Source organism: Streptomyces sp. NPDC057565 (assembly GCF_042801455.1).
Taxonomy (GTDB): domain Bacteria; phylum Actinomycetota; class Actinomycetes; order Streptomycetales; family Streptomycetaceae; genus Streptomyces; species Streptomyces yanii.
Genome location: NZ_JBHVFU010000007.1, coordinates 51864 through 68710, shown reverse-complemented (window position 1 = coordinate 68710; position 16847 = coordinate 51864). Strand labels below are relative to the sequence as shown.

The 16847-nt window shown below is 68.8% G+C and carries 15 protein-coding genes; 8 read left to right on the top strand and 7 right to left on the bottom strand.

Annotated elements, in window-relative coordinates; all coding sequences use genetic code 11:
• Positions 1–31: 31 nt before the first annotated feature.
• Positions 32–343 carry a cupin domain-containing protein gene (locus tag ACFU8W_RS16865; RefSeq protein WP_366693082.1) on the bottom strand — a complete coding sequence of 104 codons (312 nt, stop codon included), beginning with the start codon at positions 341–343 and terminating at the stop codon, positions 32–34.
• 179 nt (positions 344–522) lie between these two features.
• Between ACFU8W_RS16865 and ACFU8W_RS16860 the strand changes: the two genes are divergently transcribed.
• Positions 523–990, top strand: a complete 468-nt coding sequence (locus tag ACFU8W_RS16860; RefSeq protein WP_345514109.1) for a hypothetical protein — start codon at positions 523–525, stop codon at positions 988–990.
• A gap of 15 nt (positions 991–1005) precedes the next feature.
• On the opposite strand, the gene ACFU8W_RS16855 is transcribed toward ACFU8W_RS16860, so the two are convergent.
• Entirely contained in the window at positions 1006–1650 is a 645-nt protein-coding gene (locus tag ACFU8W_RS16855) for a histidine phosphatase family protein (RefSeq protein ID WP_384037293.1), read from the bottom strand.
• A gap of 151 nt (positions 1651–1801) precedes the next feature.
• Between ACFU8W_RS16855 and ACFU8W_RS16850 the strand changes: the two genes are divergently transcribed.
• A complete protein-coding gene (locus tag ACFU8W_RS16850) occupies positions 1802–2230 on the top strand; it encodes a DUF397 domain-containing protein (RefSeq protein ID WP_384037290.1) in 429 nt (142 codons plus the stop codon).
• A 277-nt stretch (positions 2231–2507) separates the two neighbouring features.
• Positions 2508–4481, top strand: a complete 1974-nt coding sequence (locus ACFU8W_RS16845) for an FUSC family protein (protein WP_384037287.1) — start codon at positions 2508–2510, stop codon at positions 4479–4481.
• A 56-nt stretch (positions 4482–4537) separates the two neighbouring features.
• Here the strand turns inward: ACFU8W_RS16845 and acnA are convergent, their stop codons facing one another.
• Positions 4538–7252 (bottom strand): aconitate hydratase AcnA, encoded by a 2715-nt coding sequence (gene acnA / locus ACFU8W_RS16840; RefSeq protein WP_384037284.1) that lies wholly within the window; start codon positions 7250–7252, stop codon positions 4538–4540.
• Positions 7253–7574: 322 nt separating this feature from the next.
• On the bottom strand, positions 7575–8423 hold the full coding sequence (locus tag ACFU8W_RS16835; RefSeq protein ID WP_345514113.1) for a hypothetical protein: 849 nt from the start codon (positions 8421–8423) through the stop codon (positions 7575–7577).
• A gap of 769 nt (positions 8424–9192) precedes the next feature.
• On the opposite strand from ACFU8W_RS16835, the gene ACFU8W_RS16830 reads away from it, so the two are divergent.
• On the top strand, positions 9193–10722 hold the full coding sequence (locus ACFU8W_RS16830; RefSeq protein ID WP_266980305.1) for a UDP-N-acetylglucosamine 1-carboxyvinyltransferase: 1530 nt from the start codon (positions 9193–9195) through the stop codon (positions 10720–10722).
• A gap of 12 nt (positions 10723–10734) precedes the next feature.
• Here the strand turns inward: ACFU8W_RS16830 and ACFU8W_RS16825 are convergent, their stop codons facing one another.
• Positions 10735–10968: an integrase gene (locus ACFU8W_RS16825; protein WP_384037281.1), complete on the bottom strand. Its 234-nt coding sequence runs from the start codon at positions 10966–10968 to the stop codon at positions 10735–10737.
• A 46-nt stretch (positions 10969–11014) separates the two neighbouring features.
• Positions 11015–11263, bottom strand: coding sequence for an SCO4226 family nickel-binding protein (locus tag ACFU8W_RS16820; RefSeq protein ID WP_266980349.1), 249 nt, complete (start codon positions 11261–11263; stop codon positions 11015–11017).
• A 396-nt stretch (positions 11264–11659) separates the two neighbouring features.
• On the opposite strand from ACFU8W_RS16820, the gene ACFU8W_RS16815 reads away from it, so the two are divergent.
• Complete coding sequence (locus tag ACFU8W_RS16815) at positions 11660–11887, top strand: hypothetical protein (RefSeq protein ID WP_345514115.1); 228 nt, start codon at positions 11660–11662, stop codon at positions 11885–11887.
• Positions 11888–12292: 405 nt separating this feature from the next.
• On the opposite strand, the gene ACFU8W_RS16810 is transcribed toward ACFU8W_RS16815, so the two are convergent.
• On the bottom strand, positions 12293–13288 hold the full coding sequence (locus ACFU8W_RS16810; protein WP_384037810.1) for a LacI family DNA-binding transcriptional regulator: 996 nt from the start codon (positions 13286–13288) through the stop codon (positions 12293–12295).
• 286 nt (positions 13289–13574) lie between these two features.
• Between ACFU8W_RS16810 and ACFU8W_RS16805 the strand changes: the two genes are divergently transcribed.
• The 3 genes from ACFU8W_RS16805 (at position 13575) to ACFU8W_RS16795 (ending at position 16840) form a co-directional block, all read left to right on the top strand.
• Positions 13575–14501 (top strand): carbohydrate ABC transporter permease, encoded by a 927-nt coding sequence (locus ACFU8W_RS16805; RefSeq protein WP_384037276.1) that lies wholly within the window; start codon positions 13575–13577, stop codon positions 14499–14501.
• Between the two features lie 2 nt (positions 14502–14503).
• Positions 14504–15445: a carbohydrate ABC transporter permease gene (locus tag ACFU8W_RS16800; RefSeq protein ID WP_384037272.1), complete on the top strand. Its 942-nt coding sequence runs from the start codon at positions 14504–14506 to the stop codon at positions 15443–15445.
• A gap of 63 nt (positions 15446–15508) precedes the next feature.
• Positions 15509–16840, top strand: coding sequence for an ABC transporter substrate-binding protein (locus ACFU8W_RS16795; RefSeq protein ID WP_384037269.1), 1332 nt, complete (start codon positions 15509–15511; stop codon positions 16838–16840).
• Positions 16841–16847 lie beyond the last annotated feature (7 nt).

Here is a 16847-nt window from a genome sequence, read left to right as displayed (position 1 = left end):
GGCATCCCCGGCCCGGCCATGGCGCTCGGGCTCAGGACGACACGGCCGCAGCCGATGTCCCCTTGAGCTCGATCTCGACGAAGGCCAGCCAGGCACTGCCGGTATTGACGACATCGTGCTCACCACCGGCCGGGCGGGCGTACGACTCACCGGCCCGCAGCTGCGACTCGGTCACCGACCCGTCGGGCGCGAAGGCACTGATGACACCGTCGACAACCGGCACGACCACATAGTCGTACGCATGGACATGGCGGCCGGTACGCGTTCCGGGCTCGAAGTCCCAGCGGGTGACCCTCACCCGGTCGTCCTCGTGCTGCACGCTCGGGCGCGCGGTTGTCGTCATCGACCTGCTCCTCGCTGTTGGTCCACACTCGTTCTCCGGGCCATAAAAGCCCACGTCACAGGCTTGATCGCCGTGTCGTACCAGCCGAATATACGTGCCGCCGCCAGCGCCGCACCGGCGCGCCGGGATCCGGCAGGAGGGTCTGTTCAGGGGGCCCGCCCCTCTCCTACGCTGCCGCGATGAGCTGGATAACGGTCGTCAGCACGGTCGCAGGCGCGGTCATCGCCCTCAGCTCGGCGCTGGTCATCGAACGTCGCCGGGATCTGCGGGAGACCAGGCGGGAGTGGCGGACGAGCCGACGGGACCTGTACAGCGCCTACTTGTCCGCTCTGGCCAAGGCGCGCAGTGAACTCTGGGCGATCGCGCGGGACAGGTCCCGGTCCGCGGAGGAGCGCTCCCGGGCCGCCCGCGCCTGCTTCACGGACTGCTACGAACTGCGCTATCAGTTCGAGGTCTTCGCGCCACGAGCAGTCGTCGAACCTGCGCTCCTGTACTTCCGACGGGTCCGTGACCTGCGCGACGCGGTCGCCGACGGTCTCCTCCACGGAATGCCGGAGTACGAGCACCATGCCGCCCAGGTGCTGGAGGCGCTGACCCGGGTGCGGGACGCGATGCGTGCCGACATGGGGACGGACGCGATGGACTGAACGGCGTGGACATGCTCAGGTCTGCTCGGGCGACTCCGGGACGGCGGCGTGGAAGAGACTCTCGGGCAGGGCCAGGTTCAGGGCGGTGATGACGGGCTGCCCGTGCTCGGTGCCGAGCCGCGAGACGGCCCCCGTGACGAGCTGGAACATGGCGCCCCCGGCCGGAGCCAGCCCCAGATAGCGGGCGGTGAGCACGCGCAGGAAGTGGGAGTGCGCCACGAGAGCGATGTCGGCGTCCCCCACCTGTTCGGCGGCCGTCCGGACCTCGGTGAGCACGCGGTCGGCGCGCTTGCCCACCTCAGCCGGCGTCTCCCCGGGGTACGCCTCGGGGCCGGGGGTGACGCCATCGGTCCACAGGTTCCACGAGGGCCGGGTCCGGTGGATCTCGACGGTGGTCACGCCCTCGTAGCCGCCGTAGTCCCACTCGCGCAGGTCAGGTGTGACACGGGGCGAGTCAAGGCCGGCGAGCTCGGCGGTGCGCCGGGCGCGCAGGGCCGGGCTGACCAGGGTGAGCCCGATCTTCCGGCCGGCGATCAGCGGCACGAGAGCACGGGCCTGACGCTCGCCGAGGTCGGTCAGGGGCAGATCGGTGTGGCTCGTGTGCCGCCCGTTCCGGGACCACTCGGTCTCGCCGTGCCGGATAAGGATCAACTCGCCCATGGGTGCCATCCGCTCTCTGTGCTGTTCGTGCCGCGTGCTGCGAAGGTTGCAAACCCGCTGATCCACGATCGCATTCCGGGCCGTCCACGATGGGGTGGCCGGTACGTCGTTTCCGAGTCCGGCGACCTGGTGTCCGGCTGGATTCCGCCACATGCCGCAACCCGAGGAACTGGACCCGTACACCAATCCGCGAGCCTTCTACGGCTGCGAGTTACGCCGCCTGCGCGAGGCCGCCGGGCTGTCCCAGGAGCAGCTGGGCGACCGTAGCGGGGAGCATCTGGAACGGTTGTGCCGGCCGGCCAGGAAGTCGAAGGTGGCGGACTACTTCGCCGAGGCCGCGGAACCGGAACAACGGGCAACTGCGATCGACGAGTTCGCCCCGATGGTGATCCCGGGCTCGGCCGCCTGGTGCAAGTCCTCCTGCAGCAACGGGGACGGCGGCAGCTGCGTGGATGTGGCCGACGGCGCTCCGGACCTCGTCCCCGTGCGCGACAGCAAGATCACGGACAGCCCGGCGTTCGTCTTTCACGCGGCCGGCTGGGTGTCCTTCATCAAAGGTGTCAAGAGCCGTGCGTTCTGAAGCAGTTCAGTAGGCACATCGAAGGTCCGGCCGGTAGCCGCACGCCGTCGGCCGCCGCTTCCGGAGTCGGCGGCGCGGGTCGCCGAGGCCCATGAGCCGTGGTGGACCGAGCCGGGGGTGCACGACTTCCGGTCGATGCCGGGCAGTGATCACATCGCTGAAACCTCACCGTCGTTCCATCGACAAATCAGCCTGTTACGGTCGCTCGTATGCGGCCGCCGTTGCCCGCCCCGACAGCCCCAGATCTGTGTCCGGCCGGTGTACGAGGAGGTCAGCCGTGCGTGTCCCGGCTCATAGAGGTGTCCGGTCCGGCCGACGGCCCGCGCCCGCCTGGCTCACCCACGTCGTGAGCCGACGCGCGGCCCCTGTCCCCCGGACCGCGATGGTGCGCGGCGCGCTCGGGGCGGGGCCGCTGCTCGGTGCCGGTATCGCCACGGGACATCCGGGGCCGGGGGTACTCGCGGCACTCGGGGCGATGCTTGCCGGGGTCAACGACCGCCCGGGGACCCGGCGCAAGGGGTTGGTGGGCATCGGGTTGCCCGCCGTGGCCGGATCGCTCGGACTGCTCGTCGGCGCCCTGGTTGCCGACTGTGCCGGGCGCTGGGCCGCGGTGCCCGTGCTCTTCCTGGTCGGGTGGGTCTCCGGTGCGCTGAGCGCGGTGGGTGCGCTGTGGTCGGCGGCGGCCCTCCAGATGCTGGTCACCACCACGATCGGCATGGGGATGCCGATGCCGGGGCCTGCCTGGGCCAAGGCCCTCTGCTTCCTCTCCGGCGCGATCTGGCTGCTGCTGTTGCGGCTGGTCCTGCGGGCGCCCGGGCACGGCGGGCCCGCACGGTCGAGCGGCGAGCACGAGGCGGTCGCCGCCGTCTTCGACGCCCTGGCGGACGCGCTCAACGCACTCGGCGGACCGCATGCCTCCGCTGCGCGTCGCAGGCTGGTCGCCGCGCAGCAGCAGGCGGACGAGGCGCTGCGTCTCATGCGGCTGCTGCCCTGGCCCGGCCGGGGCGGTGCCGCGGGCCATCCACTCGCCGAACGATTCGGCGCGGCGGTCGCGCTGTGCGAGGCGAGCATCGCGCTGCTGTGGGAGGGGCGGGTCGTCCCCTGCGAGGTCGCCGACGGACCCCGCAGGCTGGCCGCCGCCGTGCGGACCGGCGGTCCTGCGGGGCTGTTGCCGAGCCCGGTTTCGGACTCGGTCGAGCGGGCGGCGTTCGACCGTGCGCTGCTTCAGACCGCCGTCGTCTTCGACCGTACGCTGCACGGCGCTGCCGCCCCGGGCACGCGGAACACCGCCGCGCCGTCCCGGTCCTGGCGGAGCATGCTCTCGCCGGCGGGGCGGGAGTACGGGCTGCGGGTGGCGCTCTGTGTCGCGGCCACCGGTACGGTCGCCCTGATCCTGCACCAGGTCCACTGGTACTGGCTGCCGGCCACCGCCGCGTTCCTGGTGAAGCCGGACATGGGGCCGTTGTTCTCCCGGGTGGTGAACCGGTTCGCGGGCACGGTCGCCGGAGTCCTGGCGTTTCTGTTGTGCACCACGGTTCTCGGCGGCTTCGGCGCTCCGGCCACGGTGGCGCTGGTCGTCGTGGGCGCCGCGCTGGTCCCGTTCTCCGTCCGGCACTTCGGTCTGCAGACCGCCGTGATCACGGTGCTGGTGCTCTCCTTCGTCCGCACGGCAGGTGACACGGAGGCCGCGCCCGCCCGGCTGCTGGAGACCTCGCTGGCCTGCGCCATCGTGCTGCTCGTCGGGCACCTTCCCCGGCTGGCCGATACCCGAGTGCGGGTGGGGCACCGATACGCGGTCACCCTGCGCTGCACGGAGCGGTATCTGCGCCATGTGCTGACCGGACCGGGAGGGGCGCACGCCCCGCGCAGGTCGGGCGCAGAGGGTCTGGCCCTGCGCAACGCCGCGTACCGCGCGCTCGCCGAGGCACGGGCGGCGGCCGAGACGGCGGCGGCCGAACTGCCGGGCCCGTACGGCGGGAAGAAGCGTGACTGGGCGGCCGTGACGGCCTCCGCCGAACTCATCGTCGACGCGGCGACCGTGTGTGCGCTGCGGGTCGAGCTCGGCGTACCCCGGCCGTCGCCCGCCGAGGTGGAGCAGGTGACGAGTGCGCTGTCGGCGACGGCCGACGCACTGGAGGACGGTCATGGTGCGATGCGGCCCGCGCCGGGTGCGGGGCCGCGCAACTGCCGCTCGCTGCGGGACGTCATGACGCAGCTGCACGGTATTCACACGCTCACCACCGCCGCGTGACGCCGAAGGGCCGCACCCCGTCACCGGGATGCGGCCCTTCCTGCTGCTGCCGGACCTTACTTGCGGATCAGGCTGCGGAGCACGTACTGCATGATGCCGCCGTTGCGGTAGTAGTCCGCCTCACCGGGAGTGTCGATGCGGACGACCGCGTCGAACTCCACACCGGTGTCGGTGGAGACCTTCACCGTGCGCGGCGTGGTGCCGTTGTTCAGCTCGGTCACGCCGGTGAAGGAGAAGGTCTCCTCGCCGGTGAGGCCGAGGGCCTCGGCGGTCGCGCCCTCCGGGAACTGGAGCGGGAGGACGCCCATGCCGATGAGGTTCGAGCGGTGGATGCGCTCGTACGACTCGGCGATGACGGCCTTGACACCGAGGAGCGCGGTGCCCTTGGCGGCCCAGTCGCGGGACGAGCCGGAGCCGTACTCCTTGCCCGCCAGGATGACCAGCGGGGTGCCGGCGGCCTGGTAGTTCTGCGAGGCGTCGTAGATGAACGACACCGGCGCGTCGGCCTGGGTGAAGTCGCGGGTGTAGCCACCCTCGGTGCCCGGGGCGATCTGGTTGCGCAGGCGGATGTTCGCGAACGTGCCGCGAATCATGACCTCGTGGTTACCGCGGCGCGAGCCGTACGAGTTGAAGTCGCGGCGCTCGACGCCGTGCTCCGTCAGGTACTTGCCGGCCGGGGTGTCGGCCTTGATCGCACCGGCCGGGGAGATGTGGTCGGTCGTGACCGAGTCGCCCAGCTTCGCCAGCACGCGGGCGCCGGTGATGTCGGAGACCGGGGTGGTCTCCATCGTCATGCCCTCGAAGTAAGGGGGCTTGCGCACGTAGGTGGACTGCGGGTCCCATTCGAAGGTGTTGCCGGTCGGGATCGGCAGCGCCTGCCACTGGGCGTCGCCCGCGAAGACGTCCTGGTAGGACTTGTTGAACATGTCCTCGCCGATGGAGTTGGCGACGACGTCGTTGACCTCGGCCTCGGTGGGCCAGATGTCCGCGAGGTAGACCGGCTTGCCGTCCTGGTCGATGCCCAGGGCGTCCTTGGTGATGTCGACCTTCATCGAACCGGCGATGGCGTACGCGACGACCAGCGGCGGGGACGCCAGGTAGTTCATCTTGACGTCGGGGTTGATCCGGCCCTCGAAGTTACGGTTGCCGGAGAGCACCGAGGTCACGGCCAGGTCGTGCTCGTTGACCGCCTTGGAGACCTCCTCCGGCAGCGGGCCGGAGTTGCCGATGCAGGTGGTGCAGCCGTAGCCGACGAGGTTGAAGCCGACCTTGTCGAGGTACGGGGTCAGGCCCGCCTTGTCGAAGTAGTCGGTGACGACCTTGGAACCCGGGGCGAGCGTGGTCTTGACCCACGGCTTGCGGGTCAGGCCCTTCTCGACCGCCTTCTTGGCCACGAGCGCCGCGGCGACCATGACGTACGGGTTCGAGGTGTTGGTGCAGGACGTGATCGCGGCGACGGTGACGGCGCCGTGGTCGATCTCGTACGTCGTTCCGTCGGGGGCCGTGACCGTGGTCGGACGCGACGGCACACCGTTGATGGAGGCCGGGGCGTCGGACGCCGGGAAGGACTCCTTGCCGGCCTCCTCGTCCTCGGCGACGTAGTTGCGGACGTCCTGCGCGAACTGCTGCGAGGCGTTGGCGAGGACGATGCGGTCCTGCGGGCGCTTCGGGCCGGCGATGGAGGGGACGACCGTGGCGAGGTCGAGCTCCAGCTTCTCGGAGAAGTCCGGCTCCGCGGCCGGGTCGAGCCAGAGGCCCTGCTCCTTGGCGTACGCCTCGACGAGCGCGACCTGCTGCTCGTCACGGCCGGTCAGGCGCAGGTACTTCAGCGTCTCGTCGTCGATCGGGAAGATCGCGGCGGTGGAGCCGAACTCCGGCGACATGTTGCCGATGGTGGCGCGGTTCGCGAGGGAGGTGGCGGCGACGCCCTCACCGTAGAACTCGACGAACTTGCCGACGACGCCGTGCTTGCGGAGCATCTCGGTGATGGTCAGCACGAGGTCGGTGGCGGTGGTGCCGGGCTTCAGCTCGCCGGTCAGCTTGAAGCCGACGACGCGCGGGATGAGCATGGAGACCGGCTGGCCGAGCATCGCGGCCTCGGCCTCGATGCCGCCGACGCCCCAGCCCAGCACGCCGAGGCCGTTGACCATGGTGGTGTGCGAGTCGGTGCCGACGAGGGTGTCGGGGTACGCCTGGCCGTTACGGACCATGACCGTACGGGCCAGGTGCTCGATGTTGACCTGGTGGACGATGCCGGTGCCCGGGGGGACGACCTTGAACTCGTCGAAGGCGGTCTGGCCCCAGCGCAGGAACTGGTAGCGCTCCTTGTTGCGGCCGTACTCCAGCTCGACGTTCTGCGCGAACGCGTCGTTGGTGCCGAACTTGTCCGCGATGACGGAGTGGTCGATGACCAGCTCGGCCGGCGCGAGGGGGTTGATCTTCGCCGGGTCGCCGCCGAGCTCCTTCACGGCCTCACGCATGGTGGCGAGGTCCACGACACACGGAACACCGGTGAAGTCCTGCATGATCACGCGGGCCGGCGTGAACTGGATCTCCTGGCTGGGCTGGGCCTGGGAGTCCCAGCCACCCAGCGCCCGGATGTGGTCGGCGGTGATGTTCGCGCCGTCCTCGGTGCGGAGCAGGTTCTCCAGCAGCACCTTCAGGCTGTAAGGGAGGCGCGCGGAGCCCTCGACCTTGTCCAGCTTGAAGATCTCGTACGACTCGTCGCCCACGCGCAGCGTGCTGCGGGCGTCGAAGCTGTTCGCCGACACGACAGTCTCCTTCATCAATGTGCGCGTACTACCGCGCCGCGCCTCATTACGGCGGGCGCCGCGTGGTGCCGCCTACGGCTCCTCGACCATCCGCTAAGGTAAGGCTTAGTTAGGTAACCCTTACCGTTCGGCGGCTGCGGTGCACCTTCGGCAGATATCTCGATGTCGAGATAACTCTAGTACATCACCGCTGAACGGTCATGCCCACCTGCCCGTGGGATGCCGCCCGCTCCCACACGGACCCCCTCGGCACGGCGCTGCGGCGCGGCGGTCGTCCGCCCGGCAGCGCACGGCAGCCGCCCGACCCGGCTCCCGGCCGCACTCAGGGGTCCTCGGCCAGGACCTCATTGCGCGGCACGGCGCTCCTCCGCTCCTGCACACGGGCATGGGCCACGAGGCCGAAGAGGAGCGCGAGGAGCGCGAGCGACGAGCCCACCGTCCCGAGGTCGAGACCCCCCTTCGCGACAGGCTTGGTGAGGAAATCGCCGACGGTGGCCCCGAGCGGGCGCGTGAGCACGAACGCGATCCAGAACAGCAGGACGTTCGGCACGACAGGCACCCGCATGAGCGCGAGAAGCACCGTGAGCAGCCCGGTGACGAGAAGCGCGCCACCCGCATAGCCGAGTCCGGAGCTGTCGGACAGGAAATCACCCATGGAAGTGCCGAGCGTGTTCGAGACGAGAATCGCCGACCAGAAGAGAGCCTCCCCGCGGAAAGTGACGATGTCGCGGATGGAGAACGTCAGCCCGGTGAATTTCCAGATGACGAAGACGGCAATCAGGAGCGAAATCAGGATCGCGGCTCCCGTGGGGTACCCCAGCCCCAGGCCTTGCGGCCCCCAGCCCAGCGACGTGGTCCCGCCGGAAAGGTATGCGGCGCTGGCGTCACGGTTCATGAAGTCGGACATCGTGGTGCCGGCCATGCTGGTGGACAGGATGACGGTCCAGTAGAAAAAGGGGTTGTAGTGGGTGGACCTCAGCTGCACGACCAGCGTGACGACGAAGATCAGGAACAGCGCGACCGTGGTGAGGAAGTAGCCGAGTCCGAGGGTCTGGGCGAACAGATCGCCGGCCGTCTCACCGAGCGTCGTCGCGGCGATCTTCATGATCCAGAAGGCCAGGGTGACCTCCGGCAGCTTCTTCATCACGGAGCGATCGATGCCGGCGTTCACGTCGGTAAGCAATTCAGACTTTTCCAATGTCAATCACTCCTGGTCGGCCGATCGGCGCCTCGCTCTCCCGGAGTGAGCACCTTCCACGTCGCGAATGAGTGGACATCACAGTGTTGCGGGCGCAAGGCATCCCGATACTCGGCGCCGCTGCGTGTCCGCAGGTATTTATTACTTCTTTGAATACGGAGACGAGCGTGCCGCCTTCGGCTCATTCGAGGACGCGGTGGCAGTCGTTGTTTTCGGTGTCATGGAAGCCGACCGTTCCTGCCCGGCACATCACCCGGGCGCCGGGCCACGGTGCCGACGCCCGCAGGGGCGGGAGCAGGACGCCGGACACGCTGCGCCCGACCGCTGTCACGCCAGGGCGCCACGACGCAGTCGCGCGCCACAGCATCGGCGATCCCGCTGCCGCGGCGGACGAGACGCGAACACAAAAGCTCGCCCCGCCGGGGCGCACCGACTCGGCGAGACCCGCCGCGCCACGGCAGGATCGCGCTGTCCGCGGTGTGGCACTCGCACGGATGCGCGCGGCGCGCTCCGGCGCCACCCGCACGGACGCACCCCGCGTGCCGGACCGCCGCACCGGGCGGACGATGGGAACGGCCGGCAGGCACCCGGAATCGGAAACGGGGCCGGCGCGGCAACCGTCACCGCCCACCTCCCCCACCATCCCCCACACTTCCCCTCCTCACCTGCTCTCACCACACCCATCACCCGAATGCCACACCCCCATCCGATCTTCATCTCATATCTGAGATAACCTGGCGCCATGTCAGACGACTACCTCGTACGCATCGGCAAGCTCATACGTGACGCGCGTCAGCACCGGGGCTGGACTCAGAGCCAGCTCGCGGAGGCGCTCGCCACCAGCCAGAGCGCCGTGAACCGCATCGAGCGCGGCAATCAGAACATCAGCCTTGAGATGATTGCCCGTATCGGTGAAGCACTCGACAGTGAGATCGTGTCGCTCGGCTATGCCGGACCGATGCATCTGCGGGTCGTCGGCGGGCGTCGGCTCTCCGGCTCGATCGATGTCAAAACCAGCAAGAACGCCTGCGTGGCCCTGCTCTGCGGCTCGCTGCTCAACAAGGGCCGTACGGTACTGCGCCGGGTCGCCCGGATCGAAGAGGTCTACCGCCTCCTCGAAGTGCTGAACTCCATCGGTGTGCGCACCCGATGGATCAACGACGGCACCGATCTGGAGATCGTCCCGCCGGCCCGGCTCGACATGGCCGCCATCGACGCGGACGCCGCCCGGCGGACCCGGTCCATCATCATGTTCCTCGGCCCGCTGCTGCACCGCATGGACCAGTTCAAGCTGCCGTACGCGGGCGGCTGCGACCTCGGCACCCGGACCATCGAGCCGCACATGATCGCGCTGCGCCGGTTCGGCCTGGAGATAGCCGCGACCGAGGGTCTCTACCACGCCCGGATAGACCACTCGGTGACCCCGGACAGGCCCATCGTGCTGACCGAGCGCGGCGACACGGTGACGGAGAACGCGCTGCTGGCCGCCGCCCGCCACGACGGCACGACCGTCATCCGCAACGCCTCGTCCAACTACATGGTCCAGGACCTGTGCTTCTTCCTGGAGGCGCTGGGCGTACGGGTCGACGGCGTCGGTACGACGACGCTGACCGTGCACGGTGTCCCGCACATAGATGTGGATGTCGACTACTCCCCCTCCGAGGACCCGGTCGAGGCGATGAGTCTGCTCGCCGCCGCCGTGGTGACGGAGTCCGAGCTGACGATCCGCCGGGTACCGATCGAGTTCCTGGAGATCGAGCTCGCGGTGCTGGAGGAGATGGGCGTCGACTGCGACCGCACGACGGAGTACCCGGCGGACAACGGCCGTACCCGGCTGGTCGATCTGACGGTCCGGCCCTCCAAGCTGGAGGCCCCGATCGACAAGATCCACCCGATGCCGTTCCCCGGACTCAACATCGACAACGTGCCGTTCTTCGCGGCCATCGCCGCCTCGGCGCAGGGCAAGACGCTCATCCACGACTGGGTCTACGACAACCGCGCGATCTACCTGACGGACCTCAACCGCCTGGGCGGCCGGCTCCAGCTCCTGGACCCGCACCGGGTCCTGGTCGAGGGCCCCACCCGGTGGCGCGCGGCCGAGATGATGTGCCCGCCGGCGCTGCGGCCCGCCGTGGTCGTACTGCTCGCGATGATGGCGGCCGAGGGGACCTCCGTACTGCGCAATGTGTATGTGATCAACCGCGGCTACGAGGAGCTGGCGGAACGGCTCAACTCGGTGGGCGCGCAGATCGAGATCTTCCGCGACATTTGATTCAGCCGCAGGTCAGGACGCCTTTTCTGCCTCCTGGGCCGTCTGTGGGCCGTCGTCGGTGTCTCCGCCCTCGCGGAAGACGCTGTCGACGGCCCGCCTCGCCCGCGCCTGGCTGTTCGGCATGAGGTGGGTGCAGGTCCCCAGGGTGAAGCCTGGATCGCCGTGGCCGAGATATGCCGACAGATCTTTGACGTTCTCCCCCGCGTCCAGCAGTACGGGGGCGTAGAAGTGCCGTAGCGCGTGCATCCCGTGCTCGCGCGACTCCGCGAACCGCTGCGGGCAGAGGGCTTTTTCACACGGTCAGGGGGACTGGGTGGATCTCGTCGGCCCGGTGACCAGCGCGTTCGTGAATGCGCTGGACCGCTTCAGCCGAGGGGGCCTCAGAGAGGCAGTAGACAGTTCCAGACTCCGGGTCCGCCCAGGCCTTCTCGAAGTGGACGCCTTCCTCCTTCTCGATGGCCAGGTCGGCCTTGTGGGTTTCCTTCAGCTGGTCGGCCGTGAGGCCCTTCATTCCGTGGTGGACGTCCATGAACTGGGGCATGGTGTCGTGCCTCCTTCCGACTGCCGCGTCCCGGCGGATGCTGAGTCGCTTGCCAGCTTCGTTATGTCCATCCTGTGCCTCTACGACCGCGATGGCGACCGTGCGGCACCCGCCAGCCGGTTTCCAGCGCATGTGACATCGGACGAGAGGCCAGGACTGCCGGCGCGACAGCAAGCCGTGCGTGCCCTCCACGTGCCCGATCCAGCAGTACCGGACGGGGAACGACGGGGAACCACAGCGACCGCCCCCGGAACGAGCAGGTCAGAGTCTCGGCAGGTCAGCCCCCATCCAGTTGCGCGATCTTCCAAGCCAAGGGCTGTCCCCCAGGGATTACGGGACAGCCCTTGGTGCTCTGGCGCGGTTGACGGAGGCCTGCCCATTTGGTCGGCTCCGACCATGACTGCGGACCCGAGCGAGTACGAGAAGGCCATGCCCGCGGTGTCGGCGTTCCTGAAGAAGATGGAACGAGGCGTCGACCGTACGCGAGCGACGCACACGGGGCAGCCGTACTCAACAGTCCGGCAGGCCCTTGTCCTCGCCCTGGAGGAAGAAGGGGCTCACCCGATGGTGCCGCACGTGGTCGACGAGCTGGCCCGGCAGATCTCCGAGGGGACCAACCGCTGACACGGGCTCCCCCTGTTGGTCCACGGCGAGCGTGTCGGATGCGTGCCGGGTAGGGCGGGGAACAGCGGTCAACGGCGGGTGCCGGAGTGAGCCCCACGGGTCTCCCAGGCATCGAGATGGTCGGCGTCTCTCAAACGGGCGATGTCCCGGCTCGAAGTTCCCGGGCCGCCGCTGGGCCGTATGAGGGCAGCCCACGACAACTGGCAACGACCACTTCCCTGCTGGTCAATGGCATCTGAGGGTGCATCCCCTCGGGTTGCAGCGAATTCCGGACCGGGATATGTCGCCGCATCCAGCCTGACCAGCAAGAGTGCGGGCAGGAACGGGCGCGGCGACATCCGTGGGACCGCTCTGGGACTTTGCGCCGCACCAGGTTGTTTCCGGCGACGTCGGCCGTCGGATGCGTCAGCCGACCGGCGCCGGGGGCTTCGCCGTGCTCCGGCGGATCACCAGTCTGGTCGGAACCAACGTCGTGCCCCGCTCTTCCGCGTCCGATCCGATCTGCCGCAGTGCGCCCTCGACACAGCGTCTGCCCACCTCGGCGAAGTCCTGATGCACCGTCGTCAGCGGTGGTACGAACGAGCCGGAGTCCGGAATGTCGTCGAACCCGACGACGCTGACCTGGTCGGGTACGGTCCGTCCGGACTCGTGCAGCGCCCGCAACACCCCCAGCGCCATCTGGTCGTTGGCCGCGAAGATCGCCGTGCAGTCCGGCTCCTGGGCGAGGCGGAGTCCGGCCCGGTAGCCCGACTCCGCCGACCAGTCCCCGCGCAGCGGTGCCGGTACGTCCCGACCGGCCTCCTGGAGCGTGGCCCGCCACGCGTCGGTCCGGCGCTGCGCGGCGAACGACTCCTCGGGGCCCGCCAGATGCCAGACCGTTTCATGGCCGAGGTCGAGGAGATGCCGTACCGCCTCCCGGGCTCCGCCGGCCTGATCGGTGTCGACGACGCTGTAGCGGTCCCCGGCGTCCGAGTCCGCCACCACCACCCCGACGTTGGGCGGCAGTGACACGGTGGCCGCGTCGAGCAGATGAACCTCCATGATCACGATGATGGCGTCCACCGCCAGCTCGCCGAGGCGCGTGAAGGCTCCGCGGACCTCGTCCTGGGTGGGGATCGCCACGGGGAGAAGGGTGGTGGCGTAGCCGTGCTGGGCCGCCGAGGTCGCGATGGCTTCGAGGGTGCGCACGTTGCCCGTGGTGGAGAGCGAGAACGTGATGATGCCGATCGTGCGGAACTCGCCCCGTTTCAGGGCGCGGGCGGCGCTGTTCGGCCGGTAGCCGAGCTCCTTCATCGCGGCGAGGACCTGGCGTCGCGTGGTGTCGACGACGCCGGGGTGCCCGTTGGAGACCCGGGAGACGGTCTGCGAGGACACACCGGCCCGCCGGGCGACGTCGGCCATGGACACCCGCCGCTGCCGACGTGCCCCGTCGGCCGGGCCCGATGCCGCCGCCCGGTCGCCCGCGCCTGCGCTGCCGATCATCTGGTCCACCCGTGGCCTCACGTTTCGTCTTCGGCGGGTCAAGTGACATCGATGTAAATCTTGACGCCCTCCGAGAGGAGTGTAAGCATCTCACCGCGCGATGTTTACGTAAACATCTCGCACCCCCCTCCACCGCTCGCCCTGGCACATCTGCGCCTATTTCCGCCCGATTCCAGGTCCCCGGTACGACCAGCGAGGAAACCGCATGACGACGCTGTCACCGCCTGCCACGGCGGGCCGCCCAGCCCCGCCGCCCCGAGGGCCCCACCGCAGGCGAGCATGGGTCGGCTGGGGTTTCGTCGGACCGTTCGTCGCGGTCTTCGCCCTGGTGTTCCTGGCGCCGATCGCGTACTCGGTCTACCTGAGCCTCTTCCGCGCCCAGCTCGTCGGCGGCACCTCGTTCGTCGGCCTGGACAACTACAGCCGTGCGATGCAGGACCCGCAGTTCTGGTCGGCCCTCGGCCGGGTGAGCCTCTTCCTGCTGATTCAGGTGCCGGTCATGCTGGGGCTCGCGCTGCTCGTCGCCCTGGCCGTGGACAGCGGGCGGCTGCACGGCAGGAACTTCTTCCGTGTCGCGATCTTCCTCCCGTACGCCGTGCCCGCCGTGGTCGCCTCCCTGATGTGGGCGTTCATGTACGGCACGCGCTTCGGGCTGGTCGGCAACATCAACGACACGTTCGGTGTCTCGCTGCCCGACCCGCTCTCCCCCGGTCTGATCCTCGCCTCCATCGGCAACATCGTGACCTGGGAGTTCATGGGCTACAACATGCTGATCTTCTACGCCGCGCTACGGGTGATCCCGCATTCGCTGTACGAGGCCGCGGAGATCGACGGCGCCGGACAGCTTCGGGTCATCACCGCGATCAAGCTTCCCGCCATCCGCGGCGCCCTGGTCGTCGCCACCATTTTCTCGATCATCGGCAGCTTCCAGCTGTTCAACGAGCCGAGCATCCTGCAGAACCTGGCGCCCAACGCGATCACCACGTACTTCACGCCCAACTTCTACACCTACTCGCTGGCCTTCTCCGGCCAGCAGCACAACTACGCGGCCACGGTGGCGATTCTCATGGGCATCTTCACCATGATCATCGCCTACGCCGTGCAACTGCGCGGCATGCGAAAGGAAGCGTGACGATGGGAGCCTCCGCACCGACCGCCGCCCCTCTGCCGGAGGGCCTCCGCCCGCGCCGGGCCTCCGCGTTGCGCACGCCGCACGCGAAGTCCATGGGCAGACGGCCCCGGCGCAGCGTCCTGCTCACCGTGCTCACCGGCCTGATGCTGGTCTACGCACTGGTGCCGCTCGTCTGGCTCGCCATCAATGCCACCAAGACCCAGCAGGGACTGCTCCATTCGTTCGGCCTGTGGTTCGACGACGATTTCGCGCTGTGGAGCAATATCGGCGACACCTTGACGTACGACGACGGCGTCTTCGTACGGTGGCTGCTGAACACACTGCTCTACGTGGTGGCGGGCGCGGGTGGAGCGACGTTCCTCGCCGTGCTCGGCGGCTACGCACTCGCCAAGTTCGACTTCCCGGGCAAGCGTGCGATCTTCGCCGTGGTCATCGGTGCGGTGGCGGTCCCCGGCACGGCGCTGGCCGTACCGACGTTCCTGATGTTCAGTCAGATGGGGCTGACCAATACGCCCTGGGCGGTGATCATCCCCTCGCTGATCTCCCCGTTCGGCCTCTATCTCATGTGGGTCTTCGCCGCCGACGCGATCCCCGTGGAGCTGCTGGAGGCTGCGCGCATCGACGGTGCGAGCGAGCTGCGCACCTTCTTCACCGTGAGCCTCCCCCTGCTCGCCCCGGGCATCGTCACGGTGCTCCTGTTCACCATGGTCGCCACCTGGAACAACTACTTCCTGCCGCTGATCATGATCAAGGATCCGGACTGGTACCCGCTCACGCTGGGCCTGAGCTCCTGGAACGACCAGGCGTCCACCGCGGGCGGTGAACCCGTCTTCAACCTCGTAATCACCGGATCGCTCCTCACCATCGTCCCGCTGATCGCCGCATTCCTGCTTCTCCAGCGGCACTGGCAGTCGGGACTGGCCGCCGGAAGCGTCAAGGAGTGAACCGCGCCACCGATTTCCCTCTCGTTCCCGGCTGTTCACCGACAACGAAGTGAGACAACACAGATGATCAAGAAAGCACGCCGTACCGCGAGAGCCGCTGGAGTGGCCTGCGTGCTCACGCTCGCACTCGGTCTGACGGCCTGCGGTTCCTCCGACTCCGGCACCGACGGCGCGGGCGACCCGCAGGCAGCGCTCGAAAAGGGTGGCACGATCACGGTCTGGGCGTGGGAGCCCACCCTGAAGCAGGTGGCCAAGGACTTCGAGGCCGAGCACCCCAAGGTCAAGATCAAGCTGGTCAACGCGGGCACCGGCGACGACCAGTACAAGGCGCTCCAGAACGCGATCTCGGCCGGCTCCGGCGTGCCCGACGTCGCCCAGATCGAGTACTACGCGCTGGGTCAGTTCTCGCTGGCCAAGTCCCTCACCGACCTGTCCGGTCTCGGCGCGGGCAAGCTGTCGAGCAGCTACTCGCCCGGCCCGTGGAACGCGGTCGAGGACGGCGGCAAGGTCTACGCGCTGCCGATGGACTCCGGCCCGATGGCGCTCTTCTACAACAAGGACGTCTTCGACAAGCACCACATCAAGGTGCCGACCACGTGGGACGAGTACGTCGAAGCGGCCCGGAAGCTGCACAAGGCCGATCCGCACGCCTACATCGCCAACGACACCGGCGACGCCGGTTTCACCACCAGTCTGATCTGGCAGGCCGGCGGACGCCCCTACGGTGTCAAGGGTACGGACGTGTCCATCGACTTCTCCGACGCGGGGACCACCACCTACACCAAGACCTGGCAGAAGCTCCTCGACGACGACCTGCTGGCACCGGTCAGCAGCTGGAGCGACGAGTGGTACAAGGGCCTGTCGGACGGCACCATCGCCACCCTTGCCACCGGCGCCTGGATGCCGGCCAACCTGGTGTCGGGTGCCCCCGACGCCGCCGGGTCCTGGCGGGCCGCTCCGCTGCCCCAGTGGAAGGCTGGTGACCCGGCGAGCGCCGAGAACGGCGGCAGTTCGCTGGCCATCCCCGAGAAGAGCGGCAAGAAGGACCTCGCGTACGCATTCCTGGAGTACGCCAACGCGGGTGCCGGTGTGAAGTCCCGCATCAAGAACGGCGCGTTCCCGGCCACCACGGCCGACCTCAAGTCCAAGGAGTTCCTGGACGCCACGTTCGACTACTTCGGCGGGCAGCAGGCCAACAAGGTCTTCGCCGAGTCGGCGGCCAACGTCGCGGACGACTGGTCGTACCTGCCGTTCCAGGCGTACGCGAACTCCATCTTCAACGACAAGGTGGGCAAGGCCTACTCCTCGGGCACCCGGCTGGCCGACGGGCTCACCCAGTGGCAGGACGCCTCCCGCACGTACGGCACCGAACAGGGCTTCAACGTCGGCAAGTGACGTCGGC